This is a genomic window from Nostocoides sp. F2B08, assembly GCF_009184895.1.
Taxonomy (GTDB): Bacteria; Actinomycetota; Actinomycetes; order Actinomycetales; family Dermatophilaceae; genus F2B08.
Map to the genome: position 1 here is coordinate 1 of NZ_WESE01000013.1, position 24,471 is coordinate 24,471.

The following is a 24,471-nucleotide window of genomic DNA, read 5'->3' on the forward strand; positions in this document are numbered from 1 at the left end:
CCGGAGGGACACCCACATCGGCAACGACACGAACAAACAGCTGTCCATCGACAGGGAGATCAACTGTCCGCAGAAAGGGACACCACCTGTCCGCCTACAAGGAGACTGGCATGTCCGCCGTCAGGCAGGACTAGCGTCGCAGGTCTGGCCCAACCTGCGACCTGCATGCAGCCACGACTGAGGGAGCCTCCATGAACGTGGGGCGCATACTGTCATTTCGGATCCTCTTGGCGATGTTGGTCACCGGCATCACGGCACTGGTCCTGGGTGCGCCAGCCACTGCCCAGCCGCTCACCGGCAGCGGTACGGGAACCATCACCCGCCTCGACGTCGATATCGTCCGTGAGGCCGGTGGCAACGTCACCGAGGTGCGGACGGTCGAAGGCGTCGTCGAGGGCGCGATCAACGGCACGTTCGTGGAGACGGTCACCGGTGTTGTGCACAAGTCCGGTCTGGTCACCTTCCACGGCACGATGACCTTTGAGGGTGTGGTTTCTGGCTGCGGTCAAGGCACGTTCATGGTGGGAGTCACGGGCCGTGCGCAGGCCGGTGTGCCGACGGCAGATGCCTCGTTCAGGGTCGTCGGTCAGCCCACAGACACCCTCGCGATCACTGGGACGGGCAGCCTGCGGCAGGTGGGCGCTCAGCTCAGCTACGACGTTCGCTACCACTGCAGTTAACTCGCGCTGTCCACCGATGGCCTCCGGTCGGGCGGAGTCGGGATCCTCGTACGACGCCACGCTCATGGCGCTCGGTCAGTGGTTCATCGAACGGACCGGCCTACGGGTGCGCGTGGCGTCAGGTCCCGCAGAGTTGCAGGCCGTCCAGCAGCTTCGCCGCCATCAGGTCGACACCGCGGGGTGGGAGCCCGGCAGTCGCAGCACCGCCGCCGAAGAGGCCGACGACTATGACCATGACGCCGTGCACCTGGCTGCGTGGGACGGCACCGAGTTGGCGGGAACGGCCAGGGTTCTCCTGCCCGCACCTGGGGTGCTGCTGCCCACCGAGGCTGCCTTCGACTTGCGGTTCGAGCCGGCCGGTGCGGTCGTCGAGTGCGGCCGTTGGGTGGTCTCGGACGGCTACCGTGACGGGGACCACCGCGTCTCGATGGGCCTCTCCGGGCTCGCCTGCCTCGAGGTCGTCTCGCGCGGATACTCGGTTTGGGGAGGCATGACGACGCCCCCGATCATCGAACTGTGGCGCGGCATCGGCGTGCAAATGGAGACGTTAGCCCCGCCGCGCACGGTCCTCGGTGAGCAACGTCTGGCAGTGCGATGCGACCTACGGGCCAGTCTCCCGGGGATGATCAGTGTGCTTGGCCCGCTGGGCGCCCCGGTCCCGCCCGACACACCAGTCTGAGGCATGTATCTGTACACCCCGCCCCGATACACAGCCTTCTCGCCAAGCCCTCGTCAAGGGCCGATACAACGCCACCGACAAACCGCGACGCTCCTATGCTTCGTCAAGCGCCTGGGGCGCCGTTTTCGAGTAGGCGGTAGAGGTCGCGGGCGACGTAGCGTGCGAGGCAGCGTTTGATCTCTCGGCTGGTCTTGCCTTCGGCGGTGCGGCGTGCGACGTAGTCGCGGGTGGCGGGCTGGTACTGGATCCGGCTGCGGACCACGGTGTGCAACGCTCGGTTGAGTTGTCGGTCGCCGTACCGGTTGAGTCGGTAGCGGGTGGTGACCTGGCCGCTGTTGGCGGGGATGGGTGCGACGCCGGCGAGCATCGCGAACGCGGCCTCGGAGTGGACGCGGCCGGGGTGGGACCAGGCGCACAGCACCGTCGCGGCCACGATTGGTCCGACGCCGAACTGCTCGAGCAGGTCGGGGCGCCAGGAGCGGATGATGGCCACCAGCGCCTTCTCCAGTTCCCGGGCCTCTTTCAGCATCGCGTGCGCCCTGCGGGCCAGGGTGCGCAGCGCGACGACTGTGCTGGTTGTTTCGATGTCCCAGGAAGAGTGCACGCGCAGGCCCGCGGCGGTGGTGAGCATCGCGGCAAGCTTCTGGCCACGGAGCCTGGCCCGGATCGTCTCGGGCGCGGCGATGACCAGGCTGAAGACCTGCAGTTGGGCCTCGGTGGAGGCATTTATCGCGGAGCGGCGGGCGGCCAACAGTACTGAGAGTGCTTGGCGTTCGGCGCCGCTGCGGGGCGTTCCCAGCTGGGGGCGAGCCATCGCTTCACGTGCGGCTCTGATTGCGTCGAGGGGGTCGGACTTCGCGCCGTTGCGGCGTGCGGCCCGCTTCGGGCGGTCCAGCTCGATGACGAGCTCGCCGGCCTGCAGCAGGTGACGGCTCAGGCCGGCGCCGTGGCCGCCGGTCCCCTCGATGGCCCAGGCCCGCAACATCGGATACGTGTTGGCCAACTCCACCAGCTCGGCATAGCCCTCGGTGGTCGCCTCGACGGTGATCTCGGCCAGGACACCGCCGGTCGCAGTGTCGACTACGGCCGCGGAGTGGGTGTGGACGTGGGTGTCGACGCCGATGACGACATCGACCACCTCGCGTAGATCGGTCAGACTGGTCATGCGTTCTCTCCTTCGCCGGATGGGACGTGGTTCCGGTCCGGGACGGAGGTTTCGGCAGGACTGTGATGAGACACGCCAGGCGGTGCTAACGCCGGGCGGTCAAGCTCCTGATCAGGCCAGCTCCTCCAGCCGGGCCGGGGCCGGTGACCACGAGTGGACAAGTCGCAGCAGGGCACAAGGGCCAGTCACACCGTGGGTCACGCTCGTGGTCACCAACCACAGCCCAGCACCATCAGGCTGTGAACGCCATCCTCACAGTCACACCGCCGGGGTATGGCTCGTCAAGCACATGCCCTGGTCAGCGCGAGTGGTATCGTTTGATATCGGAGGTGGTTCTGATGGCCGACGTGCTGATCCGCGACATCCCGGAGTCGGTGCTGGCGGCGGTGGATGCACACGCGTCACGGTTGGGCCTGTCACGCGTGGAGTACATCCGTCGACGACTTGCCGCGGACGCGGCGACCTCGGGAGCCTCGGTCTCCGCCGCTGATCTGCGCTCCTTCGCCGACAAGATCACCGATCTCGCTGATCCGCAGGTGATGGGCGCAGCGTGGCAGTAACCGAGTGGCTGATCGACAAATCGGCCCTGGTTCGTCTGGCAGTTAGCCCCGATGCCGAGCTGTGGGCAGAGCGCATCGAGCGAGGCCTGGTCCGGATCACGACCGTGACGCGCCTCGAGGTCGGCTACTCCGCCCGCACCGCCAAGGACGCCCGCTCGATGTTCACCAGCCCGCCCGTCTCGGCGATGCCGGTTGAGTACCTGACCCCGAGCATCGAGGACCGCGCCGTGCAGGTGCAGCTTCTCCTGGCCGGGCAGGGTCAACATCGCGCGCCCTCCATCCCCGACATCATCATCGCCGCAGCAGCCGAACTGGCCGGGCTGACCGTCCTACACATGGACAAAGACTTCGAGCTCATCGCCACCATCACCGGCCAACCCACCGAGCGCCTTCGAACGTAGGGCATTCCGCCGGAAGTCGCCCCTGGGCGCTGAGGTCGTGCCCAGGGCCCAATAGATACGCAACTCGTCAAGACACCGGACGTGACACTTCTTGAGTACGTTGCAAATTATGACTCGAATCGCGTTGAGCGGAGCCAATGAGTTCCGCGACCTCCAACTCCTTTGCGAGGACTACAACCGCCCCAAGGGCGCAAGCCTGGGCCGATCGCGCTGATGAATATGCACTCTGCGACAAACGCCATCCCAGTGCGCGACATGTGGGGTGAAGCGGCATTTGACGAGCGACAACGAGCCCTGAGGCGCTGGGCCAAACTCCAAGCGGTCGACACGGACAGGCTTCTGGCTGTGGAGCGTGCCTTGCGCCACCACGGTTGGCACCCGGCGGACAGCATGCCAGATAGGGCTGCCTACCCAACCTCGAAAGGCGCACCCGCGCGGGCCGCGAAGGAAGCGGTGCTGGCGGGGGTGCTGCCGCGCGAGTGCTTCAACGGCTGGTCGGGTGATAGCGGCGTGCGCACTACCACGGGTGAGCAGGTGTATGCCTGTTTTCTACGACTACAGGCGGCAGATGCTCCGCCCGAAGTACTGGGTCCCCTGGTCGAGGCCTACGGCGTGACACTGCCGGCCGACGCGGCCGGCGCAAATCGGGTCGTCGTCCCTGCGTCCGACGACGTCCTTGCTGAGTCCAGACCTGCGGACGATGCCGAGGTTGCGGCGTTGGCTGCCCAAGTCGCAGAGGGCAACTATGCGGTCGCGGACGAGCGTGTGACAGCCAAGACTCGCGGGAGTGCCCAGCGTGTGTTCGCGGCCCGGGTGAAAGGGAACTACGGCTGGAAGTGTGCCCTAACTGGTATCGCGACCCGCGACTTCCTGGTGGCGGCGCACATCGTCCCGTGGAGTGAAGACGAGTCCATCCGACTCGATCCTGCGAACGGCCTTTGCCTGTCCACCTTTGTGGACCGCGCCTTCGATACTGGCTTCATCCTCATCCACGACGACTACTCGGTTCACGTCAATTGGGATCGGGTCGGTCCCGACGATTCGCTCCGCGATGCGCTCGAGCCGCTGGATGGTCAAAGGCTGACCGTCCCGACGACGGCGCCGCCGAACCCCCAGTTCCTCAGGAGACGATTGGGCGAGTCCTAAAGGCCGCGGCGTCGGCTCAGCTGGGCCATCGCCATCGCCATCACCCTCAACCTCACCGCCACCAGCATCACGATAGAGCAGGCCAGCGAGTTCATACTGCGTCTCACCGCCGGGAGCTGGTCTAGGCGATGGATCGGGTGGCATGGGAGGTGCCGGGGGCGCGAGACCTTCTACTTCTTGATCTACTTGGGGCGCTGCTGGGGCTGCTCGCACGATGCGAAGTACCAGGGTGATGATCAACGAGGCGAAAGGGGTTCTGATGGCCGAGCAGGCGCCTTCAGCGGCCGAGAGGCGCCGTGGTGAGACCGACAGGGTAAAGGCGTTCACCGACGGAGTGTTCGCGATCATCATCACCATCCTGGTGCTGGAGATCAGCGTGCCGCCGAACTTGAGCGAGCAGTCGCTGGCCGAGGCCCTGCGCGAGGTCGAGCCCGAGCTCTCGGCGTGGGTGATCAGCTTCCTGATCACCGGAATGTACTGGGTCTGGCACCGCGACCTGTTCAACCAGATTCGGATCGTCAACCGAGACGTTGTCTGGCTGAACCTGCTCTTCATGTTGCCGGCCGCGCTGATCCCGTTCGCCGCATCCGTGCTGGGGGAGTATCCCGACCAGCCCATCGCGCTGCACGTCTACGGTGCGGTGCTCATCGCCGTATCGCTGCTGCGTTGGGTCCTTTACGCCTACGTCACTCGACGTCCGCAGTTGCTGTACGAGCCACTGACCGATCGGCATCGCCGCATCGGCGGCATGCTCGCCGCCGCCCCCATCGTGGTGTATCTCCTCGCTATGGCTCTGGCCGATGCCGCCCCTACAGTCAGTCGAGGCTTGTACTTCGTCGTGCCGCTGCTGTACTTCGGCCTCATCACCATCCTGCGGCAACGCCCCGGCACACGAGCCGAGGCCGAGAACTACGGCTGAACCGCCACGACCAGGATCGTGCTGCCAGTGCCGCACCCCGCCGTCAATCGGAGTGCGTCATAGCGCCGGATATCGACCGCGGCAGCGGCTCTCTACGGGTTTTGGATCAGCCGCAGGAGTGTGCAGTCGGGGTCGATGAGCGCGCCGATGTACAGTCCGGAATCCTCGAGGGCCGGCCGGTGGACGCGTGGCCAGCCCCGCGACGCCTCGGGGATGCCCGCTGCTAGACATTCCTCGAAGAAGGCAGTCACGTCATCAAGGCGAAGACAACAGGAGAACGCACTGGTTGCCGGGTCGAGCTCTGGGAAGGGGAAGAACTCCAGGGTGACCTCGCCCCGCTGCAGGATCATCCACCCCGGGTCGCGGTACGCGCCCGCGAAGCCCACGTCGGCGAAGAACGCGGCCGTCGTGTCGAAGTCTCGCGACGGCAGATTCGGCGTGGCGCGATCGACCATAAGGGCAGAGTAGCGCTGGGCCGTCCCTGGGCTCTCCTCACAGGCGACGCCTGGCCACGTACACCCTTTTTCCACCGGAAGCTGATGGTGGTCGGAGCGGCACGGCGACAACCCCTTTACGTTGGGATGGAGGGCCGCCTGGAAGGACAGGTTCCGGGTCTGGAGGTAGCAAAGCAGACTCGTCGTCGAGCTCGGTGGGGCCGCGACCCTGTGCGCAGCCGCCGCCCACCGGAAGGTCCGCGTCTTTCCCGGTCGCCTGCTGTGCCTGACGGCGCGGCCGAGGCGAGCCGCCGCTACCCTCAGCTTAGGAACTTGACCGGTGCAGCAGTTTCTCCGTCGTGGCCAGCACCCGGAACGCGGCGCGTTGCAGGGGCACCGGCGGTCCCGCCAGGTACATGTCGTGCGCGAGACCAAGGCGAGCCGTCACCGGCAACGAGGGCATCCCCTTGGAGTTGACCCGCCCCTGGCGGGCGAGGCGGAAGAACTCATCGAAGAACTCCTCGATGCCGGCCCCCGGAGTAAAGGTGATGCGCACCCGGGCAGCGCCATTGTGCGGAGCCCAGGCGTGCGGGGCGCCCGGAGGCACCGCAACGGTCTCCCCCGGCCGCTCATCGACTCCTGACCACGGCAGCGCAACAAGATCTGGCCCTCGAGAACCTGGAACTCCTCCTCCTGGGATCGATGAATGTGTTCAGCCGCCAGAAACGCCATCGGACTCAGCTCGAGGTCCAACTCCGCGAGTGCACCACCGGTCTGTTCGCTCGTGCGAACGAACGTGATCCGCTCACCGGTGACCGGGTTCTCGATGACATCACCAGCGTTGACCACAAACCGAAAGTACACGGCACACCAAGCCCCCCGCGCGCACACGCCCTCCGCGTCCGACAACGTGACCCTTTTCGCCGGCTGCCGGGCTATCCGCTGGGAGGCGAGGGCTGCGGGATTGCCGGGTCCGACTCCGTCCGAACAGTCGACTGTCGTCTCATACGGCTGCGCGTCCTGTCGCGGAATGCCCGTTTCGCGATGATGAAAGGTCCATCACAGGTGGCCGCTTCACTGCGCGGCTGACCTGCCAGGTGGGCCGTGGATTGGCGTCGGGAGCGCCCCACATGGAGCGCAGCGCAGCAGACCTCTTACCAAACAGGACTAACGGTGTTAGTCTGAAACTATCACCGTTAGTTTACGGTCCAGAGAGTGAAGAAGGTGCAGCGATGAAGCTGCGCATACGACTACACAACGCGGGAGCATGCCGAACGACTGCGACAGCCTTCGGCGTCCTCGCCGGACTCGGGGGGATCACCCACGGGGTTGGAGAAGTGCTCCAAGGCGACGTCAGGGTCACCGGCGTCGCGCTCGACTCGTGGACGACCGGCCCGATCGCCGAGCACATGGGCGGGGAGCCGGGGTTCACCGTGCTTCCGACCGCACTGTCCGCAGGTTTGGTGACGCTGGTCCTCGCGACAGCAGTCGTGGGCTGGTCGATCGCTGGCCTAGGTCGTGACCACGGCGGCTCAGCCCTCGTCTTGTTGTCCTTCGGGATGCTCCTTTCGGGCGGGGGCGTCGGTCCGCCGGTCATCGGGATCCTCGCCGGCGCCGTGGGGAGGTGGAGCGCCGACCGGCCGCCGCGTTGGCTCGCTAGGGCGGGGCGTGGCACGGTTTACGGCCTTGCCCAAGCGTGGCTGCCGGTGTTCGTCCTGTCTCTGGTCAACGCGCTGTTCCTCGTGGTGGGGTCGGTGGTCCTCGTCTACGCGACCGGCCTGCACGCACCGACGCTGTTCGAAGGCAGCTTCTACCTGACCGTCGTCCTTCTGTTGGTGCACCTGTTTGCGGCGCCGGCCCACGACGCCGCTCGGTCCATGGCTGGGGATGCGGTCGGGCTGGGAGGCAGCCAGCGCGAGACCGACGTGAGAGCCAGGGCGTCGCGGCCAGCCGTGCCTGTCGCCGGCCTCAGGACCGAGGAGTGAGGAGTCGAGCAGCCCGGGCTCTGAGCCCGGAGTTGCTCGCCGAGCGTGCGCTGGCCATCATCGACGCCGACGGCCTGGAGGCGCTGACGATGCGTCGGCTTGCCGCCGACGTGGGCGTGAAGGCCCCATCCCTGTATAACCACGTCGCCAACAAGGACGAGCTCATCGACGGTGCCCTACGGGTCATGCGCGCCGAGTTCCGTCTCCCGTCACCGGCCCCCGAACACTGGAAACCGCTGCTGGTGGCGATCTTCATCGAGTACCGGCGGGTCCTCGCCGCCCATCCGAACATGATCCCTCTGGCAGGGCGTCGCCTACCCGGGGAGAGCCAGAGCGGACTGGTCTACCTCACCAGCCAAGGCTTCACCACCGAGGAGTCGGTCGAGATCTGGCAATCGCTGCTCGCCCTGACCGTCGGGTTCTCGATGTTCTCCTCCGGGCAGGCCGACACCGACACCCGCGAACTACCAGCGCCCCTGCACGAGCGCGCGGCCCACTGGCGAGACGAAACCTTCGTCCTCGCCCTGGTCAACCTGCTGGCGCCCTACGACCCCGGAGCCGGGGACAGTCCGGTTGCCTTCCGGGGTGAACCCGTCCAATGATGGATTCTCAGGGGAGGTTGATGCCCATGCTGATCGTGCTACGAGTCCTCGTCGGCGTGCTTCTGGTGGCGCACGGTCTGGTGCACCTGCTGTATCTGGCCTCGGATGTCACGGAGTTCTCTCTTGATCGGTCCTGGCTGGTCCCGGAGGCCGGTCGTCGCCCGGTCGCGTATGTGCTGATGGCGGCGACGATCGTCGCATTCGTCCTCGTGGCGTTGTGTGTGTGGCAGGTTGCCGGACTCACGAGTGCGTGGCCGACCATCACCGTCATCGCCGCGGGCCTGTCGACGGTGTTGCTGTTGCTGTTCTGGAACTGGCACCTGGTCTTCGGGCTTGTCATCAACGCGGCGCTCGTGGTCGGGGCCGTGGTGCGGCCTGCGTGGCTCGAACAGTTCATGGGCGGTGGCTGACCCATGCCCATGATGAGTCTGGTGACCGACCGAGGGCCGCTGCCGGTGTATCTGGCCCGTCCCGATACCGCCCCGCCATGGCCCGGCGTTGTGGTGATCCATGACGCCCTGGGGATGACCAGTGACGCGCGGCGGCAGTGTGAGTGGCTGGCCGAGCACGGCTTCCTTGCCGCCGCGCCCGACCTGCTGCACTGGGGTGGGCGCCTGCGGTGCATGATCGCCGCCATGCGGTCCTTGACGCGCCGGCAGGGTCGCAGCTTCGACGAGCGCGAGTCGACGCGAGCCTGGCTGGCCGCTCGCGAGGACTGTACCGGCCGGGTGGGAGTGATCGGCTTCTGTCTTGGTGGCGGTTTCGCCGTGCTGCTCGCCGGCAGTGGCCGCTACCAGGCAGCCAGCGTCAACTACGGCAACGTTCCCGACGACGCGGACGATCTGCTCACCGACGCGTGCCCGGTGATCGGCAGCTACGGCGCGCGCGACCGTAGCCTCAGAGGCGATCCCGCCAGGCTCGAACGTGCTCTGACCACGGCCGGGGTCCCCCATGATGTGAGGGTCTATCCCGAGGCCGGGCACTCCTTCCTCAACGATCACCCGCGCGAGGAGATGCCGGCCTGGGCGGTCGTCGCCGGCCGGTTCGCCACGATGGACTACCACGCCCCCTCCGCCGCCGAGGCTCGCAGTCGCATCGTCGAGTTCCTCCACGAGCACCTCCACCCGGCACGCGGGGTCGACGGACGTGATGGACGGGGATGAACGGTGGGCGTGAACAGGCCAGGGCCGCAGAGCTACTCCTCCCGGGTGGCGTATCGGTCACCCGCGCGATGGTACGCCTGGCTAAACCACCATCTCGGGGCCGCTCTGGCTCGCCTCGGTCTGCTGCCCTCCGGGGTGGTCGCGCTCGAGGTCACCGGCCGAAGGTCCGGCACCACCCGTAGGACTCTGGTCGTCCTGACCGACCATGATGGCGACACCTACCTCGTCGCGCTGGCCGGCGAATCACAGTGGGTGCGGAACGTCCGCGCAGCCAGCGGCCACGCGGTCCTGCGTCGCCGAGCCGCGCATCCAGTACGGCTGGAAGAGCTCGACGCCGAGCATCGAGCCCCCGTCATCCTCGCCTACCTCGCCCAGGCCGAACGTCGGGGCGGGCAGCGCTCCCGGGCCCTCCAGGCCGAGTCCTACTTCGGCCTCGACCCTGAACCCACGGTCGCGGACGTGGAGGCGATCGCCTCCTACTACCCGGTCTTCCGGGTGCACCCCGCGGCAGGGTGAGAAGCACTCAGGTCTCGAGGAACCCGGAGATCTCCTCCCGCACCCGGCCGGTCTGCCCGAGTCCGAGGTGACCGCCCGAGGGCAAGCTCACCAGGGTCGCTGCCGGTATGCGGCCGGCGGCCGCCGCGGCAGCCTCCGGAGAGGCCAGTGGGTCGTCAGCCGCATGGATGACCAACGTCGGCACCGTGATGTCCTCCAGCGGGTACTCGCCCACCTGCGGGTTGGAGACGAAGGCGTCAAAGACGGCACCCTCACGACGAGGCTCCAGCGGGAAGATGCTCTCGAGCATCTCCTCCATCCGGCGCGCGTCGTTCTCGTCCCGCGGGAACCCCACCGGCACGCCCATCAGGCGACCCATCATCGGCGGGACGAAGGTGCGCATCGCCCACATCGCCGGATCGGAATAGAACGCCTTAGCCCACTGCGGCGGCGCCTGCGCGGTCGGGCTGCCCGGCCAGTTCCCCGAGCTGACCACCAGATGCCCCACCCGACCCGGATGCCGCAGCGCGGTCTGCAGCGCAGCCCCGGTGCCGGCCGAGATACCCACCACATCAGCCCGCGTGATCTCCAAAAGGTCGAGAAGCGCGACGAAGGCGTCAGCCTGCTCCGCTGCTGACGCATCAGCAGGCATCGCCGACCCGAGGTACCCGAACCGCGACGGCACGATCACCCGCAGGCCGGTGATCTCCTCCCGCGTGGCCAGCAAGCCACCGTCGCAGCCGTGGAAGATCCCATGACTGACCAGGACCGGCTCACCCGCGCCACGCTCGGCGTACTCCACCAACCCCCAATCGGTGCGCACCGTCTTCCGGTCCACCCTTGCCAGGCGAGCGCGCGCGTTGCCGAGGTCGCGACGGTAGCGATAAGCAACGATCCCAGCCCCGACGGTCGCAACAGCAGTGACACCAACCATCGAACGCATACACCAATGCTGGCAAATGTCATCGCCCTGGCGGGGCCAAACGACTCAGAAGTGACCTGTGTCCTTCCGCCGGGTGCTGAGCGTGCACGTCTCTCGCCGGCAATCCAGCGTCGACCCCAGCGGAGCCGAGTCGGGCGAGCGTCTTGAGTCCTCCCATGAACCGACATAGGTGAACGGGCTTGAGACTTGCGAGCCGGCCGCCCTCTACAAGGTCGGGTCGTTCCCGGCCATGAACGCCAGCCCACTAGTTGACATCCACGTCTCGCCGTGTGGCCCGTCCTGGGAGCCAGCGCTGTACGTGCTTCGGCAGGGCCTCAAGGAAAGAAGGGCCCGACAGCGCGGTGCCTCAGCGGCTGGGGTCGATCCCAGCGTGGATGTCAGCGGCCAGATGGTCCCCGATGACATCGAAATGCGCGGAGTGCTCATCGAAGTGGGACAACAAGGCCCGCGCTTGCGCGGGAACGACGCTGCCGTGGCCATCGCCGCCGGCGAACTCGCGCACGGCATCCCAGTCGTCGAAGGTCATGATCGTCACGAACTGAACTTCCGTTCCCGACGGCTCGCGTTCCCGCAGAATCTCCGTGCCGCGATGGCCCGCGATCCGCCGAGCCGTGATGCCGGGAACGATCGTGGTAGTCAGCAGGTGCTCGTAGGCGTCGGCGTTGTCCACGCTCGTCCAACCATGCCAGACCCGCTTGATCATGACTCCTCCTCACCACGCCATTCCGCTCAAGTGTCCAGGTACGGCCCCAGGCGTGGCAACTATTCGCTTCCGCCCCCCACGGCTCTCGGTTTGCCACCTCGAGGCCCCGTCACGCAAGGCCTAGGAACGCCTCCACGCATGTGAGTCACAGCGCCGGGAGCAGACGCTGTCCTGCCTGACCTCAAAGCGTGGCCCGGTGAACCCGGACATTCAACCCATCGTCGCTAGATCGGACCCACCATGCGTGGCCGGTCCCACTGATGAGCGGCCGACCCTGCCCGATGACGTGCAGGGCCGTGTCCTCATCCAGTGCCACGACATCAACGCGGCGGTCCCTGACCGCCACCGCCATCGCTCTGCCGAGCGTGCCGGCCTGAGCGGCGTGCACGTCCACCGTCCACGGCACCAGATCAAGACCGGCGTCCACGACGATGTCATCTACCCCCTCAGACCAGTCGCGGGGCGAGACCACGGCGCCATCCCAGTGGTACCCACCGAGGATTGCCCTGGTGGACGCCAGCATCGCCCCTGCCGAGAACCCAAGGTAGGGAGCACCCGAGACGACCCGGCCTCGAATGATTGCGGCAACCGGGGCAAGGTGCCGGTGATACTCCCGAACCGGGCCGCCGGCCACGATGAACGCGTCGAACCGCGCGAGATCGCCCAACCCCTCCTCGAGCGGGACCACCTCGACCTGATCCCAAAGCTGCGCAAGGAGCCCTCGGTAGGCGTCGATGAAGCGTGCGCTCCCAGCGCGATCCCCAGCTAGGAACAGGGCGATGTTCGACGCGCCAGTGCGATGGCAAGCGTTGATGAACGGAGCGATGCAGGACGTCGAGGTAGTGGTGTCCGGTCCGCCACCGACAAGAACGATGCTCATCTCCGCACGCTACAAGACCGCATTCTCTTGGCCAGGCCTGTCACCTCGACGTCCCTGGAGCAGCGGCACTCCGCCGGATATCGCCGTGCCGTAGTGCGGGCGGCTGGGGTCAGGCCACTGTGGACGCGAGTGCCTCGAGGTCGGCGCGGAGCCTGGCGATCATGGCCTGGGGCGTGCTCTCTCCTGCCGCGATCTGGGTCATCAGCAACTCCCGGGCGAGCGTCGATGCCGGCACCCCGCGTCGGTCCGCGAGCTGCGCCAAAGCCTGCATCTCATCCTCGTTCAGACGCACCTGCAGAGTCTTGGTCCGGCCGTGCCCCCGGGTCAGCGTCGACCCCGGCTTCAGCTCGGCATCCTTGTGTGCCTCAGATGCGGCGGCCTCGGCCGCGATCAGGTCCTCAACTCCCATCGTGAGCCTCCTCTCGATATCGCCGCCGGTCCGTGGGATTCGACGGCCATGCGTTCACGCCCCACACGGTCTCGCCATCCGGCAGGACGATGACGGTCACCAGGTTGCCCATCGAGGGCGACCAGCCGACCACCCGCACCGTCCTGCCCGACACCGATGACGGGTCCGGTGTGATGACCAGACGGTTCGGATCATCCAGGGCTTCGTTGGCGAGATCCGGCGTCATGGAGTGCTTGGCGATGTAATCGCCGCGATGGCTCCAGTCAGCCGGCCCCTCCATCACTCGACTGTACTACACGCGCACTACGTGGTTGAGGTAGAGGCGACGTCCCCGTCCGTTCACGTCCTCGCAGAAGAGATGGCGCCGAGCGACCTCGATACCTTCACGGACGTACTGCACACCGCCGGGGGCTGGCCAGTGTTATCGCCAGCGTGATGTCTGGTATCAACGCTGATTCGCGAGGGCCTTCGCCGGCTTGTCGCTCAAGCGCCGCCCTGGGTTCGCTCTTAACTACTTCTTCCCGGTCTTCGGCGGCTTGGCCCGCGCTCTGTCCACTGCTGGGCGAACCCACGCATCGAGGGCATCGGCGTCGGAAACGTCCTCGGCGGCCACCAGCACCATGCCGCCCATGGTTCTCTGTCCCATCGTTGCCGGGCGAGCACCGGCCTTGAGCGCCTGGTCAGTGCCGTCCTTGCCGACATGAACCATCAGATCATCAGCGCTGATCCCCACGGTCATGTGGGTGTTGACGGTCCAACAAAGGCCACCGAACATCTTGATCTCTCGAAAGCCCTGCGGACCCGCAGCCGCGGACACCGCGGAACGGATCCGCTCAGCCAGAACATCGTTATAGGACATTGGGTGCCTCCAGCTGCCTGCAGGTTTTGCTCTAGGGAGGAGATGTGCCGACCCTCGTCGGACACATCGCGAATCCGCCGTGGCGAAGTCGCATCGAATTGAGCGTAGCCCCGGTGCGCGCCGTTCCAGCTGGGCGCGGCGGAATGGGGGGATGATCCGACCCTGCGACGCTACCCCGGTCGACGTCGAGGCGCGCGCCGAACGACGAGCCCCCCCCGTCGGTGGGCCCGCATACCCTCTCGTCATGGAGCCCGCCTGGCAGTACACGACTAGGGACTACGACCCGGCGACCGACCTAGACGAGGTGGACTGGGCGCGCGCTGTGGCTCTCGAAGGCTGGCGCATCTGGCATCCATCGGGGGTGTGGGTATAGGTCAACGGGCGCCGGGTGCGCCGGTGGTCGCTGCGCCGCGCCTGCTATCGCCCCGGGAGCGTGCACGACCACGAGAGCCAGTGCCGGGACGCCACAAGAGACGACGCCCCCGACCCGTGAGCGGCCAAGGGTGCCCGTGCCCGCTACGACCTCGTCCGTCTTGTATGGAGTTCCACGGCTCATCTCGAGGGTGTGTCGACGATGGCTCAGGGTCAAGGCGATGAGGATCTTCATCCTCCTCGTTCCCGGGGCGTGACCCGTCTCGAGGTGGGCGCGGCGTCAGCACCATCCATAGGGACGGGCGAAAAACTGTGCCGCACAACACAACTCGCGGGGCAAACATTAGGATCAACGAGTGACCGGCGTCTACGTCAACACGTCACGAACCGTATTCGACTTCCGGGTTCTTGATCCAGATCTCCCCACGGCCACGTCGCGTATGCGTGCCGCGCGCCGAGGCCGAGTCCGCGGTGAGGAGAATCCTCAGGAGGCGCGCTCAACCGAGGCACACTGAACCAATGACACGCTTGATCGCCGTCGAGGGAGACATCACGACCCAGGAGGTCGACGCGCTCGTCAACGCGGCAAACACCGCCATGCGGGGCGGCGGGGGTGTCGACGGCGCCATCCACAGCGCGGGAGGGCCGGCCGTGCTGCGGGACTGCATCGAGCGCTTCCCCCACGGCCTCGGCACCGGCGACGCCGGGTGGACGACGGCCGGTGACCTGCCGGCGCGCTGGGTCATCCACACCGTAGGGCCCAACTATGCGGCAGGACAGCGGGACCGCGCGCTCCTCGTGTCCTGCTACCGACGCGCACTCGAAGTCGCGGACGAGCTCGGCGCCCGGACGGTCGCCTTCCCGCTGATCAGCGCCGGGATCTACGGCTGGCCGCGCGAGGACGCAATCCGGGCCGCCGCCGACACCATCCGTGCGTCCGACTCTGCCGTCGAGGAGGCGCGGCTGGTCGCGTTCGGGACCACCGCATACCGGGAGATCATGGCCGTCATCGGCGAGGACGGCTGACCCGGGGGACCGACCTCAGAGCGGCGGCAGGAGCGGGTGGAATTCCTGGAGAGCGAGAACAGTCGCGAGGGCGGCGGTGGCGGCCTCGTGCCCCTTGTCCTCGCGGGAGCCGGGCAGCCCGGCGCGGGCGAGGGCCTGCTCTTCGGTGTCGCAGGTGAGGACGCCGAAGCCGACGGGGGTCCCCGTGCGGACCGAGACGTCGGTCAGCCCCATCGTCGCCGCCTGGCAGACGTAGTCGAAGTGCGGGGTGTCCCCGCGGATGACGACCCCGAGGGCGACCACGGCGTCGTGCGTCGGCGCGATCCGCGCCGCCGCCACCGGCAGCTCGAAGCTGCCCGGCACCCGCACGACCGGCACGTCCCCGACCCCGGCGTCCGTCAGGGCCCGCAGGGCACCGTCGACGAGGCCGTTCATGACAGTGGTGTGCCACTGCGCGGCGACCACGGCGACCTTCAGGCCGGTCCCGTCCACGCTGATCCTCGGTGCTCCCTCGCCGCTCACGCGCTGGCTCCTCTGTCGTCGGTGTCGATCGGAAGATCATGGCCGAGCCGGTCGCGCTTGGTGCGCAGGTAGCCCCGGTTCTCGACGTTGGCACCGGCGACGAGTCGCTCCACGGCGACGACGTCGATGCCCAGCTGCCGCAGGCCGGCAGCCTTGTCAGGATTGTTGGTCAGCAGGCGAATGCTGTCCATGCCGAGGTCGTGAAGGATACCCGCGGCCGCGGCGTACTCACGGGCGTCGACGGGCAGGCCCAGCCGCACCTGTGCCTCGACGGTGTCGGCGCCCGCGTCCTGCTCGGCGTACGCGCGCAGCTTGGCGAGCAGCCCCACTCCCCTGCCCTCGTGGCCCTGGAGGTAGACGACTGCGCCACCCTCGGCCGCGACCCTCGCCAGCGACCGCTGCAGCTGCGGACCGCAGTCGCACCGCAGCGAACCGAACGCATCACCCGTCAGGCACTCCGAGTGCACGCGGACGAGCGGGGTGCGGCCGGCCTGGGTGCCCAGGGCGACAAGGGCGACGTGCTCGTCGCCGGTCTCGACGTCGGCGTACCCGTGCATCGTGAAAGTGCCGTGCTCGGTCGGGAGCCGGGTCGTCGCACTTCGGATCACCCGGTCGTGCCGGCGCCGCCACGTCGCGAGCTCGTCGATCGTCAGCATCGGCGCTCCCAGCTCGACCGCGAGGCGCTCGGCCTCCGGCCGGCGCATCATCCGGCCGTCGTCGTGGACGAGCTCGGCGATGACCCCGACCGGAGCGAGACCAGCGAGCCGGCACAGGTCGACGGCCGCCTCGGTGTGTCCGCGCCGCGTCAGGACTCCGCCCGGTCGGGCGCGCAGCGGCAGGATGTGTCCAGGGCGCACGAAACTCGTGGGTGTCGCGTCCGGGTCGGCGAGCAGGCGCAGGGTGCGCGCCCGGTCCGCCGCGCTGATGCCGGTGCTCACCCCGTCGGCGGCGTCGACCGAAACCGTGTATGCGGTGCGCAGGGGATCGGTGTTCTCCGTCACCATGAGCGGAAGCGCGAGCCGGTCGGCCACCTCGGCGGGCATCGGCGCGCAGACGTAGCCGCTGGTGTTGCGGATCGTCCAGGCCATCCACTCCGTCGTCAGGGTCTGCGCGGAGAGGATGACGTCGGCCTCGTTTTCGCGGGACTCGTCATCGGTGACGATGACCGGCTTGCCGGACCGCAGCGCGGCCAGGGCGTCCTCGACCGTGTGATGCGCGGCGACCGGTGGTGGGCCGGCTGCGGCGTGGTTGCTGTTCACGGCGCTCCTGCTCATCGGTCCGATCCCGCCTCTCTGCTGTCGAGGAGCCGTTCGACGTACTTAGCAAGCACGTCCACCTCGAGATTGACGGTGTCGCCGACCCGCTTGTGTCCCAACGTCGTCAGCTCGAGCGTGGTCGGGATGAGCGAGACCGTGAAGGTCTTCTCGTCGACCGAGGCGACGGTCAGGCTCACCCCGTCGACGGTGATCGAGCCCTTCTCGACGACGTAGCGCGTGAGCGACTCCGGCAGGGTGAAGCGGACGACCTCCCACCGCTCCCCCGGCACCCGCTCCACGATGGTGGCGGTGCCGTCGACGTGTCCTTGGACGACGTGCCCGCCGAAGCGGCCGTCGGCCCGCATCGCCCGCTCGAGGTTGACCGGGTCACCGGGTCGCGCCGAGCCGAGGGACGAGCGGTCGAGGGTCTCGAGCATGACGTCGACGGTGAACTCCTCCGCGTCGGCCTCGACGACGGTCAGACAGACGCCGTTGACGGCGATCGAGGCGCCATGCACGGCGTCCTCGGTCACGAGCGGGCCGTGGAGCGTCAGCCGCGCCGACTCGGCGCCGTGCTCGACGGCCGCGACGCGGCCGAGCTCCTCGACGATTCCGGTGAACATCAGGATCCTCCACTGTCGGGGACGGACTGTGCGGTCAGGTATGCGGTGGCCCGGTCCGTCGTTCGGCTCTCGGACCGCGTGGCGCCGGTGCGGGCGGGGTCGGCTGCTGCGGCGCGGGGCAGCGGCCGGGCCGTGACCCGCACGTCGCCGCCGACGAGTGCGACGTCGCGGACGTCGAGGCGCAGGGTGTCGGCCATCGTCGTGATGCCGAGGTCGGCCACTGCGGGCCGGCCGGCGCCGAGCAGCGCGGGGGCGATCCAGGCGATGACCTCGTCGACGCAGCCCGCGCGCAAGAAGGCGGCGGCCAGGGTCGGCCCGCCCTCGAGCCAGACCCGGTGCACCCCGCGCCCGGCGAGTGCGGTCAGCACCTCGTGCGGATCGTGGGTGCGCAGGTGGAGCGTCTCTGCGGTGTCGTCGAGCACCGATGCGCCGAAGGGGATCTCGCGCTCACCGACGACGACACGGAGCGGCTGCCGGCCGAGCGGGCGGTCGTCCTCGTCGCGCACGGTGAGCCGCGCGTCGTCCGCCAGGACCGTTCCCGTTCCCACGATGACGGCCCCGCACCTAGCACGCTCGGCGTGGACGTCGCGCCGGGCTTGCGGGCCCGTGATCCACCGGCTCGTCCCGTCGGCTGCGGCCGAGCGCCCGTCGAGGGTCGCCGCGAACTTCCAGACGACCCACGGCCGGCCGGTGCGGACGCGGTGCCGCCATGTCGCGGTCACCTCCGCCGCCTCGTCGGCCAGGAGTCCGGACCCGACCGCGAGACCTTCTGCGGCGAGCCACGCCCCGCCTCCGGTAGCGGCCGGGTTGGGGTCGGCCACCGCATACACGACCCGGCGGACGCCGGCGTCGCGCAGCGCGAGGGTGCACGGACCGGTGCGACCCGTGTGGTGGCACGGCTCGAGGGTGATGTATGCGGTGGTCCCCCGAGCCCGCTCCCCCGCCTGGGCGAGGGCGTCGGCTTCGGCATGGGGTGTGCCCGCACCGCGGTGATGGCCGACCGCGATGACCCGGTCGCCGTCGGCGAGGACGCAGCCGACGCGAGGGTTCGGGTCGTTCTCGGGACCGAGGAGGGCAGCCTCGACGGCACGGCGCATGTGGCGCTCGTCGCTGCGTTCGATGCTCATCTCGTCCTCGTGCTCGACATCTGCGGTCGGCTCCGGGCGAGGGTCGGACGCGCCGCCTGTGCGCAGGCGTCGCCTCGACGGGTCGGCGCGAACGCTCGCGTCGACCCTGCGCGCTGCCTCCCATCCGGACTCTCACCGTCGGTCGCGGAGTTTCACCGCATCCCCCGACCGCTGGCTGCGATCGACGTCGTGGACTGTCACCACCGGTTCGGAATTGCACCGACCCCGGAGCACGCTAGGTGCAAGTATGCCGGATGGGCGGCCGGACGGGTGTTACGGGTGACCGGCCCCACTCACGGCCAGCCGCGAACAGCACCGGGGTCACCGCTCACTCCGCCGTCGCCGCTGCACCCGTGGTTAGGCTCGACGGGTCGACGACGAGAGGAACACCATGAGCACCGACTCCCGATTCGCCGGACTGCGCGCGGCGTTCATCAACTGCACGCTCAAGCGCTCCCCCGAGGAGTCGAACACCGCGGGGCTGATGGCCGTCAGTGCCCGGATCATGCGGGAGCAGGGCGTGAGCGTCGACGAAATCCGCGCCGTCGACCACGACATCGCCCCGGGCGTCCAGCCCGACATGCGCGAGCACGGCTGGGAGCGCGACGAGTGGCCGGCGCTGGCCGAGCGGATCCTCGCCGCCGACATCCTCGTCATCGGCACTCCGATCTGGCTCGGCGACAAGTCGAGCGTATGCACGCGGGTCGTCGAGCGGCTCTACGCCCTCTCCGGCGAGCTCAACGACAAGGGCCAGTCGCTCTTCTACGGCCGCGTGGGCGGGGTGGTCGTCACGGGCAACGAGGACGGCATCAAGCACGTCGCGATGAACGTCCTGTTCTCCCTACAGCACCTGGGCTACCTCGTCCCGCCCCAGGTCGACACCGGCTGGGTCGGCGAGGCCGGGCCCGGTCCTTCCTACCTCGACGAGGGGTCGGGAGGACCGGAGAACGACTTCACCCAGCGCAACACGGAGATCATGACCTGGAACCTCATGCACCTCGCGGTGATGCTCCGAGACGCCGGCGGCATCCCCGCCGCGGGCAACAGCCGCGACGAGGAGGACTCGGACGAGGCGGACCAGGGCGGCGGCACAAGGTCGACGTCGAGTTCTGCAGCCGATACCTCCCGGTCGGACCCGAACCCCGAGTACCGCTCGTGAGCGACGCGACCCGGTCTCCGCGTCACGCACTGCGAACCGGGTCAGGGTGGCCTCAGACGCGCACCGACCCCGCGATATAGGCACTGGCCGGGGTCGGGTCGATCCCGGCGTCACGCAGCGGTGCGTCGTCCCACTCGCCGGGATGCAGGTCCGTGTGCAGGGCCATGCCCATGAGCGAGGCGAGGGCAGGCTTCGGGCGGCCCAGCAGGCGGGAGGCCACCGCGAGCACGACGCGGGGTACGTGCCGAACGGTCATCCGCCGACCGGTTGCCGCCTCGAAGGCCGCCACGACCTCGTTGCGCGTCAGCTGTTCGGGCCCGCCGACCTCGACGATTCGCGGAGGGTCGTCGGCCACGGCCAGCTTGGCGACGAGCCGGGCGACGTCCTCGACCGCGACATAGCGCTGCGGCGTGTTCCCCTTGCCGTAGACGAGTGCCGTGCCCTTGGCCGGGTCGATACCCGAGGCAGGGGCGAGCCAGACCTCCTGGAACATGTCCGGGCGAGCGAGCACAACCTCCATCCCGCTGTCCCGCAGCAGTCGCTCGGTGGCCCGCTTGGCCGCGACGAGCGGTGCCCGATCGGCCATTCCCCGGTCGACCCCCGCCGCCGAGACGAACACGAAGCGGTGGACGCCCGCCTCCCGCGCCGCTGCCACCAGGTTGCGGTTCCCGGTGAGGTCGACCGAGGCGATGCTCACGTCCTTGGCCCCTGCGAGCACGCGCGAGATGGCGTTCGCGGTGGTGACGACCGTGTCCACCCCGACGAGGGCGGCGGCCAGGCTCGCCTCGTCGCGCAGGTCACCCCTCGCGATCTCGACCCCCAGGTCCTCGAGCGCATCGGCGGACGTCTCCGGCCGCACGAGCGCTCTGACGGCGTGATCGGCGTCCACCAGGTGCTGCACGATGCGTCCGCCGAGGTCCCCGGTCGCCCCGCATACGAGAATCATGACCATCCCTCCTGTCGCCGTCGACACGGCTAGGGACGGCTGCCGTCCTGGCGGACGACCACGCGCCGTCCACGTCGCAGGCTACTCCCGACGGCGCGGGCGCGGGCGAGCTTCAGGCCGTTCCTGGCCGGACGGATGACCTGGGTGCCTCTGTGTATGCGATGGTCGGGCGACCCGACAGGTCACGAGGGGTCCTCGGGGCGGCGAACGTCCTGGACCACCTCGTTCCGGCGCAGGAACCACGGAGTGCAGGGGGCGTTGAAGCGGGCGTAGCGGGGCGAGCCGTCCGGCACGAGTCCGGCCCGCTGCACGTCGTCGACCAACCGGGCCGCGTGGTGTCGGAAGGTGGCCTCGGTCCAGCGGCCGGAGTAGCGGCGGGCCGCGGCGAGTCGCTCCGGCACCGTGCGGACCCTCACGTCGGGGTCGACCGGCACGGGTGCGGTCGCCTCGGTGAGGTCGGCCGGCAGGACGAAGGCCACGACGAACTCCCCCTCGGCGGACTCGGTCTGGACCACGGGTGCGGTCATCGACACCTTCCTCGACCCGCCCTGCTGGGCGACGGCCTCCTGGACGACCGGCGCCGTCATCGCGACCGACCGGTTGGAGCGGTTGTTCCCCGAGATGTACCTGAACAGCGGACGAAAGGCCCGGTTGCCGGCCTCGTCGAACGCACCGCGGACGGTGACCTCGGCGACGACATGCTCGGGATAGCGGCGAAGCTCGAACCGGTCGTGCTCCTCGACGACGTCGTACGGCTGCTGCTCGGTCACGCTCCCGACGGTACGCCTGTGCCGGCTCTACCCGGATTGGGTTCGCGGGATTCGCGCGGGCATACTCGCTTCGATGAGGAACCTCGACGACCGGATGCCGGCCGACGCCGACCCCGACAGTCTGTACGAGGTCTTCGGCGAGTGGGCGGGCGAGCAGGGTCTGCTGCTCTACCCGCACCAGGAGGAGGCCTTCCTCGAGATCCTCAGCGGCAGCAACGTGATCCTGTCCACGCCGACGGGTTCGGGCAAGTCCCTCGTGGCGACCGCGGCCCACTTCACGGCCCTCGCCGAGGACCGGGTCTCCTTCTACACCGCGCCGATCAAGGCCCTGGTGTCCGAGAAGTTCTTCGCCCTGTGCGCGCAGTTCGGCGCGGAGAACGTCGGCATGATCACCGGGGATGCGTCGGTGAACGCCGACGCCCCGATCATCTGCTGCACGGCAGAGATCCTCGCCAACATCGCCCTTCGTGAGGGTCCCGCCGCCGACATCGGGCTTGTCGTCATGGACGAGTTCCACTTCTACTCCGACCCCGAGCGCGGCTGGGCCTGGCAGGTCCCCATCCTCGAGCTCCCGCAGGCGCAGTTCATTCTCATGTCGGCGACCCTCGGGGACGTCACGATGTTCCGCGACGACCTGACGCGGCGCACCGGGCGTTCGACGGCGGTCATCGGCGGCACCGAACGACCTGTCCCGCTCGAGTTCTCGTATGCGGTCACCCCCATCCACGAGACCATCGAGTCGCTCCTGGAGCAGGACCGCGCGCCGATCTACGTCGTCCACTTCACCCAGGCGGCGGCCCTCGAGCGCGCCCAGAGTCTCATGGCCGCGAAGATCACGACGCGCGAGGAGCGCGACGCGATCGCCGACCGGATCGGCGGGTTCCGTTTCGGGACGGGCTTCGGCAAGACCCTGTCGAGGCTGGTCAGGCACGGCATCGGCGTCCACCACGCCGGCATGCTCCCCAAGTACCGCCGCCTCGTCGAGCAGCTCGCCCAGGACGGGCTGCTCAAGGTCATCTGCGGCACCGACACTCTCGGCGTCGGCATCAACGTGCCGATCCGGACTGTGCTGCTCACCGGCCTGTCGAAGTTCGACGGCACCAAGCAGCGGCTACTCAAGGCCCGCGAGTTCCACCAGGTCGTCGGCCGTGCGGGCAGGGCCGGCTTCGACACGCGGGGCTGGGTGGTGGCGCAGGCGCCGGAGCACGTCGTCGACAATCTCAAGGCCCTCACGAAGGCGGGTGACGACCCGAAGAAGCAACGCAAGGTCCAGCGCAAGAAGGCGCCCGAGGGATTCGTGGGCTGGTCCGAGGAGACCTTCGCCAAGCTCGTCGAGGCCGAGCCCGAACCGCTGCAACCGCGACTGCGGATGTCCCACGCGATGCTCATCAACCTCCTCGGACGAGAGGGCAACCCGGTGGCCCACACGGCTCGACTCATCCGGGGGAGCCACCACGACGACTCGGACCAACGGCGTCTCGGCCGGCACGCGCTCGTCCTGGCCAAGGAACTGCTCACGTCCGGGGTCGTCGAGCGCCTCCCGGTGGCGGACTCCTCCGGCAGGCGACACGCCCTGACCGTCGACCTCCAACGCGACTTCGCCCTCAACCAACCACTCGCGCCCTTCGCGCTCGCTGTGATGGACACCCTCGACCCGGAGTCCGAGTCCTATGCCCGGGACATCGTCTCGGTCGTCGAGGCGGTCCTCGAGGATCCGCGCCAGGTGCTCTGGGCCCAGGAGTCCAAGGCCCGCGGGGAGGCTGTGGCGGCCATGAAGCTCGACGGGATCGAGTACGAGGAACGGATGGACCGCCTCGAGGAGGTCAGCTGGCCCAAGCCTCTGGCCGACCTGCTCGGGGTCACCCTCACGGCGTACCGCGTCACCCACCCGTGGCTGTCCCCCGAGGCCCTCTCACCCAAGTCCGTCGTGCGCGAGATGTACGAGCGCGGGATGACGTTCACCGAGATCGTCTCCGCCTACGGCCTGACCCGCTCGGAGGGGCTGCTCCTGCGCTACCTGACCGACGCATACCGGACCCTGCGGCACACCGTCCCGGACTCGATGCGCACCGATGAGCTCGACGACATCATCGAATGGCTCGGCGAGCTCGTCCGACAGACCGACTCGAGTCTGCTCGACGAGTGGGAGGACCTCGTCAACCCGGCCGAGGCGGTTCTCGCCGGGGGCGAGGTCGCACCGCCGGTGCGGCCGATCACCGGCAACGTGCGCGCGTTCACGGTGCTGATCCGCAACGCGATGTTCCACCGTGTGGAGCTGGCCGCCCGGGACCGGTGGGAGGACCTCGGCGAGCTCGAGGCGCGGGTCGCTGAGCTCACCGACCCGCCGCAGAAGGTCGTCATGGACGCGCCGGCCTGGAACGACGCGCTCGGCGCCTACTACGACACGCACGACTCCATCGCCACCGACCAGGCCGCGCGCTCCCCCGCCCTGCTCCAGCTCGAGCGGACCCCGGACTCGTGGCGGCTCCGCCAGGTCGTCGTCGATCCCGACGGCGACCTCGACTGGGGCATCACCGCCGAGGTGGACCTGGCCGCCAGTGACGACGTCGGCGCGGCCGTGCTCACCGTCACCGGATTCGCCCCGCTCGGCGGCTGAACCAGCCCCCAGAGCAGTCTCACTAGACCGGCGTGTTCGTCGCGCGGTCCG

General features: G+C 68.6%; 30 protein-coding genes and 1 riboswitch. Of the genes, 15 read left to right on the top strand and 15 right to left on the bottom strand.

Annotation, left to right across the window (positions count from 1 at the left end; translation table 11 throughout):
• Positions 1 to 233 precede the first annotated feature (233 nt).
• Positions 234 to 680: a hypothetical protein gene (locus tag GA707_RS18965; RefSeq protein ID WP_152180026.1), complete on the top strand. Its 447-nt coding sequence runs from the start codon at positions 234 to 236 to the stop codon at positions 678 to 680.
• A gap of 16 nt (positions 681 to 696) precedes the next feature.
• A complete protein-coding gene (locus GA707_RS18970; protein ID WP_193315426.1) occupies positions 697 to 1,359 on the top strand; it encodes a GNAT family N-acyltransferase in 663 nt (220 codons plus the stop codon).
• 103 nt (positions 1,360 to 1,462) lie between these two features.
• On the opposite strand, the gene GA707_RS18975 is transcribed toward GA707_RS18970, so the two are convergent.
• On the bottom strand, positions 1,463 to 2,524 hold the full coding sequence (locus GA707_RS18975) for an IS110 family transposase (RefSeq protein WP_152180028.1): 1,062 nt from the start codon (positions 2,522 to 2,524) through the stop codon (positions 1,463 to 1,465).
• Positions 2,525 to 2,763: 239 nt separating this feature from the next.
• Between GA707_RS18975 and GA707_RS18980 the strand changes: the two genes are divergently transcribed.
• The 4 genes from GA707_RS18980 to GA707_RS18995 all read left to right on the top strand — a co-directional run bounded on the left by GA707_RS18980 (position 2,764) and on the right by GA707_RS18995 (position 5,550).
• Positions 2,764 to 3,084, top strand: coding sequence for a hypothetical protein (locus GA707_RS18980; RefSeq protein ID WP_304650387.1), 321 nt, complete (start codon positions 2,764 to 2,766; stop codon positions 3,082 to 3,084).
• On the top strand, positions 3,075 to 3,485 hold the full coding sequence (locus tag GA707_RS18985; protein ID WP_152180029.1) for a PIN domain nuclease: 411 nt from the start codon (positions 3,075 to 3,077) through the stop codon (positions 3,483 to 3,485). Before GA707_RS18980 ends, GA707_RS18985 begins: the two co-directional genes overlap by 10 nt.
• Positions 3,486 to 3,740: 255 nt before the next feature.
• The gene (locus GA707_RS18990) at positions 3,741 to 4,631 is read left to right on the top strand and encodes an HNH endonuclease (protein ID WP_226963971.1); all 891 of its coding nucleotides are present in this window, start codon (positions 3,741 to 3,743) and stop codon (positions 4,629 to 4,631) included.
• Positions 4,632 to 4,863: 232 nt separating this feature from the next.
• Positions 4,864 to 5,550, top strand: a complete 687-nt coding sequence (locus GA707_RS18995; RefSeq protein WP_193315427.1) for a TMEM175 family protein — start codon at positions 4,864 to 4,866, stop codon at positions 5,548 to 5,550.
• A 92-nt stretch (positions 5,551 to 5,642) separates the two neighbouring features.
• Here the strand turns inward: GA707_RS18995 and GA707_RS19000 are convergent, their stop codons facing one another.
• On the bottom strand, positions 5,643 to 6,005 hold the full coding sequence (locus GA707_RS19000) for a bleomycin resistance protein (RefSeq protein WP_152180032.1): 363 nt from the start codon (positions 6,003 to 6,005) through the stop codon (positions 5,643 to 5,645).
• Between the two features lie 304 nt (positions 6,006 to 6,309).
• Positions 6,310 to 6,540: a hypothetical protein gene (locus GA707_RS19005; protein WP_152180033.1), complete on the bottom strand. Its 231-nt coding sequence runs from the start codon at positions 6,538 to 6,540 to the stop codon at positions 6,310 to 6,312.
• A 676-nt stretch (positions 6,541 to 7,216) separates the two neighbouring features.
• On the opposite strand from GA707_RS19005, the gene GA707_RS19010 reads away from it, so the two are divergent.
• The 5 genes from GA707_RS19010 to GA707_RS19030 are packed head-to-tail and all read left to right on the top strand — an operon-like array spanning position 7,217 to position 10,250.
• The gene (locus GA707_RS19010) at positions 7,217 to 7,969 is read left to right on the top strand and encodes a hypothetical protein (RefSeq protein ID WP_152180034.1); all 753 of its coding nucleotides are present in this window, start codon (positions 7,217 to 7,219) and stop codon (positions 7,967 to 7,969) included.
• A complete protein-coding gene (locus tag GA707_RS19015) occupies positions 7,966 to 8,571 on the top strand; it encodes a TetR family transcriptional regulator (RefSeq protein WP_152180035.1) in 606 nt (201 codons plus the stop codon). Before GA707_RS19010 ends, GA707_RS19015 begins: the two co-directional genes overlap by 4 nt.
• A 20-nt stretch (positions 8,572 to 8,591) precedes the next feature.
• Complete coding sequence (locus GA707_RS19020; RefSeq protein ID WP_226963963.1) at positions 8,592 to 8,981, top strand: hypothetical protein; 390 nt, start codon at positions 8,592 to 8,594, stop codon at positions 8,979 to 8,981.
• A gap of 12 nt (positions 8,982 to 8,993) precedes the next feature.
• Positions 8,994 to 9,734, top strand: coding sequence for a dienelactone hydrolase family protein (locus tag GA707_RS19025; RefSeq protein WP_226963972.1), 741 nt, complete (start codon positions 8,994 to 8,996; stop codon positions 9,732 to 9,734).
• Positions 9,735 to 9,779: 45 nt separating this feature from the next.
• Positions 9,780 to 10,250 (top strand): nitroreductase/quinone reductase family protein, encoded by a 471-nt coding sequence (locus GA707_RS19030; protein WP_193315428.1) that lies wholly within the window; start codon positions 9,780 to 9,782, stop codon positions 10,248 to 10,250.
• A gap of 7 nt (positions 10,251 to 10,257) precedes the next feature.
• Here the strand turns inward: GA707_RS19030 and GA707_RS19035 are convergent, their stop codons facing one another.
• The 6 genes from GA707_RS19035 to GA707_RS20990 form a co-directional block, all read right to left on the bottom strand.
• Positions 10,258 to 11,052 carry an alpha/beta fold hydrolase gene (locus GA707_RS19035; protein WP_226963964.1) on the bottom strand — a complete coding sequence of 265 codons (795 nt, stop codon included), beginning with the start codon at positions 11,050 to 11,052 and terminating at the stop codon, positions 10,258 to 10,260.
• A gap of 466 nt (positions 11,053 to 11,518) precedes the next feature.
• Positions 11,519 to 11,875, bottom strand: coding sequence for an antibiotic biosynthesis monooxygenase (locus tag GA707_RS19040; protein WP_152180040.1), 357 nt, complete (start codon positions 11,873 to 11,875; stop codon positions 11,519 to 11,521).
• A 181-nt stretch (positions 11,876 to 12,056) separates the two neighbouring features.
• Positions 12,057 to 12,755, bottom strand: a complete 699-nt coding sequence (locus GA707_RS19045) for a Type 1 glutamine amidotransferase-like domain-containing protein (protein ID WP_152180041.1) — start codon at positions 12,753 to 12,755, stop codon at positions 12,057 to 12,059.
• 109 nt (positions 12,756 to 12,864) lie between these two features.
• Positions 12,865 to 13,164, bottom strand: a complete 300-nt coding sequence (locus tag GA707_RS19050; protein ID WP_152180042.1) for a ribbon-helix-helix protein, CopG family — start codon at positions 13,162 to 13,164, stop codon at positions 12,865 to 12,867.
• Complete coding sequence (locus tag GA707_RS19055) at positions 13,154 to 13,444, bottom strand: transposase (protein ID WP_152180043.1); 291 nt, start codon at positions 13,442 to 13,444, stop codon at positions 13,154 to 13,156. Before GA707_RS19055 ends, GA707_RS19050 begins: the two co-directional genes overlap by 11 nt.
• Before the next feature lie 231 nt (positions 13,445 to 13,675).
• Entirely contained in the window at positions 13,676 to 14,023 is a 348-nt protein-coding gene (locus GA707_RS20990; RefSeq protein ID WP_193315429.1) for a TfoX/Sxy family protein, read from the bottom strand.
• A gap of 151 nt (positions 14,024 to 14,174) precedes the next feature.
• On the opposite strand from GA707_RS20990, the gene GA707_RS20995 reads away from it, so the two are divergent.
• Complete coding sequence (locus tag GA707_RS20995; RefSeq protein ID WP_193315430.1) at positions 14,175 to 14,396, top strand: hypothetical protein; 222 nt, start codon at positions 14,175 to 14,177, stop codon at positions 14,394 to 14,396.
• A 518-nt stretch (positions 14,397 to 14,914) separates the two neighbouring features.
• Positions 14,915 to 15,421, top strand: a complete 507-nt coding sequence (locus GA707_RS19065; RefSeq protein WP_152180045.1) for an O-acetyl-ADP-ribose deacetylase — start codon at positions 14,915 to 14,917, stop codon at positions 15,419 to 15,421.
• Between the two features lie 15 nt (positions 15,422 to 15,436).
• On the opposite strand, the gene ribH is transcribed toward GA707_RS19065, so the two are convergent.
• From ribH to ribD, 4 genes are read right to left on the bottom strand one after another with little or no spacing between them, the layout of a single operon-like run.
• Entirely contained in the window at positions 15,437 to 15,922 is a 486-nt protein-coding gene (gene ribH, locus GA707_RS19070; RefSeq protein WP_152180046.1) for a 6,7-dimethyl-8-ribityllumazine synthase, read from the bottom strand.
• A complete protein-coding gene (gene ribB, locus GA707_RS19075; protein ID WP_152180047.1) occupies positions 15,919 to 17,196 on the bottom strand; it encodes a 3,4-dihydroxy-2-butanone-4-phosphate synthase in 1,278 nt (425 codons plus the stop codon). Before ribB ends, ribH begins: the two co-directional genes overlap by 4 nt.
• Positions 17,193 to 17,801 (bottom strand): riboflavin synthase, encoded by a 609-nt coding sequence (locus GA707_RS19080; protein WP_152180048.1) that lies wholly within the window; start codon positions 17,799 to 17,801, stop codon positions 17,193 to 17,195. Before GA707_RS19080 ends, ribB begins: the two co-directional genes overlap by 4 nt.
• Complete coding sequence (ribD, locus tag GA707_RS19085) at positions 17,801 to 18,928, bottom strand: bifunctional diaminohydroxyphosphoribosylaminopyrimidine deaminase/5-amino-6-(5-phosphoribosylamino)uracil reductase RibD (RefSeq protein WP_226963965.1); 1,128 nt, start codon at positions 18,926 to 18,928, stop codon at positions 17,801 to 17,803. Before ribD ends, GA707_RS19080 begins: the two co-directional genes overlap by 1 nt.
• 106 nt (positions 18,929 to 19,034) lie before the next feature.
• Positions 19,035 to 19,166: riboswitch (FMN riboswitch) on the bottom strand.
• A gap of 153 nt (positions 19,167 to 19,319) precedes the next feature.
• On the opposite strand from ribD, the gene GA707_RS19090 reads away from it, so the two are divergent.
• Positions 19,320 to 20,087 carry a flavodoxin family protein gene (locus GA707_RS19090; RefSeq protein WP_152180049.1) on the top strand — a complete coding sequence of 256 codons (768 nt, stop codon included), beginning with the start codon at positions 19,320 to 19,322 and terminating at the stop codon, positions 20,085 to 20,087.
• Positions 20,088 to 20,139: 52 nt separating this feature from the next.
• On the opposite strand, the gene GA707_RS19095 is transcribed toward GA707_RS19090, so the two are convergent.
• Positions 20,140 to 21,033, bottom strand: coding sequence for an SDR family oxidoreductase (locus tag GA707_RS19095; protein WP_193315431.1), 894 nt, complete (start codon positions 21,031 to 21,033; stop codon positions 20,140 to 20,142).
• 182 nt (positions 21,034 to 21,215) lie between these two features.
• On the bottom strand, positions 21,216 to 21,803 hold the full coding sequence (locus GA707_RS19100) for a heme-binding protein (RefSeq protein ID WP_152180051.1): 588 nt from the start codon (positions 21,801 to 21,803) through the stop codon (positions 21,216 to 21,218).
• A 73-nt stretch (positions 21,804 to 21,876) separates the two neighbouring features.
• Here GA707_RS19100 and GA707_RS19105 point away from each other — a divergent pair, with 73 nt between their 5' ends.
• Complete coding sequence (locus GA707_RS19105; RefSeq protein WP_152180052.1) at positions 21,877 to 24,420, top strand: RNA helicase; 2,544 nt, start codon at positions 21,877 to 21,879, stop codon at positions 24,418 to 24,420.
• The last annotated feature ends 51 nt before the right edge of the window (positions 24,421 to 24,471 follow it).

Bases quoted from the DNA above. Each gene is read 5' to 3' on its own strand.
- GA707_RS19055 (WP_152180043.1), bottom strand. From the start codon at position 13,444: ATGGAGGGGCCGGCTGACTGGAGCCATCGCGGCGATTACATCGCCAAG.
- GA707_RS19045 (WP_152180041.1), bottom strand. From the start codon at position 12,755: ATGAGCATCGTTCTTGTCGGTGGCGGACCGGACACCACTACCTCGACG.
- GA707_RS18970 (WP_193315426.1), top strand. From the start codon at position 697: ATGGCCTCCGGTCGGGCGGAGTCGGGATCCTCGTACGACGCCACGCTC.
- GA707_RS19025 (WP_226963972.1), top strand. From the start codon at position 8,994: ATGAGTCTGGTGACCGACCGAGGGCCGCTGCCGGTGTATCTGGCCCGT.
- GA707_RS18975 (WP_152180028.1), bottom strand. From the start codon at position 2,524: ATGACCAGTCTGACCGATCTACGCGAGGTGGTCGATGTCGTCATCGGC.
- GA707_RS19090 (WP_152180049.1), top strand. From the start codon at position 19,320: ATGAGCACCGACTCCCGATTCGCCGGACTGCGCGCGGCGTTCATCAAC.
- GA707_RS18965 (WP_152180026.1), top strand. From the start codon at position 234: ATGTTGGTCACCGGCATCACGGCACTGGTCCTGGGTGCGCCAGCCACT.
- GA707_RS18995 (WP_193315427.1), top strand. From the start codon at position 4,864: ATGATCAACGAGGCGAAAGGGGTTCTGATGGCCGAGCAGGCGCCTTCA.
- GA707_RS19000 (WP_152180032.1), bottom strand. From the start codon at position 6,005: ATGGTCGATCGCGCCACGCCGAATCTGCCGTCGCGAGACTTCGACACG.
- GA707_RS20990 (WP_193315429.1), bottom strand. From the start codon at position 14,023: ATGTCCTATAACGATGTTCTGGCTGAGCGGATCCGTTCCGCGGTGTCC.
- GA707_RS19095 (WP_193315431.1), bottom strand. From the start codon at position 21,033: ATGATTCTCGTATGCGGGGCGACCGGGGACCTCGGCGGACGCATCGTG.
- GA707_RS19105 (WP_152180052.1), top strand. From the start codon at position 21,877: ATGAGGAACCTCGACGACCGGATGCCGGCCGACGCCGACCCCGACAGT.
- GA707_RS19020 (WP_226963963.1), top strand. From the start codon at position 8,592: ATGCCCATGCTGATCGTGCTACGAGTCCTCGTCGGCGTGCTTCTGGTG.
- GA707_RS20995 (WP_193315430.1), top strand. From the start codon at position 14,175: ATGATCCGACCCTGCGACGCTACCCCGGTCGACGTCGAGGCGCGCGCC.
- GA707_RS19010 (WP_152180034.1), top strand. From the start codon at position 7,217: ATGAAGCTGCGCATACGACTACACAACGCGGGAGCATGCCGAACGACT.
- ribD (WP_226963965.1), bottom strand. From the start codon at position 18,928: ATGAGCATCGAACGCAGCGACGAGCGCCACATGCGCCGTGCCGTCGAG.
- GA707_RS19050 (WP_152180042.1), bottom strand. From the start codon at position 13,164: ATGGGAGTTGAGGACCTGATCGCGGCCGAGGCCGCCGCATCTGAGGCA.
- GA707_RS19080 (WP_152180048.1), bottom strand. From the start codon at position 17,801: ATGTTCACCGGAATCGTCGAGGAGCTCGGCCGCGTCGCGGCCGTCGAG.
- ribB (WP_152180047.1), bottom strand. From the start codon at position 17,196: ATGAGCAGGAGCGCCGTGAACAGCAACCACGCCGCAGCCGGCCCACCA.
- GA707_RS18990 (WP_226963971.1), top strand. From the start codon at position 3,741: ATGTGGGGTGAAGCGGCATTTGACGAGCGACAACGAGCCCTGAGGCGC.
- GA707_RS19065 (WP_152180045.1), top strand. From the start codon at position 14,915: ATGACACGCTTGATCGCCGTCGAGGGAGACATCACGACCCAGGAGGTC.
- GA707_RS19040 (WP_152180040.1), bottom strand. From the start codon at position 11,875: ATGATCAAGCGGGTCTGGCATGGTTGGACGAGCGTGGACAACGCCGAC.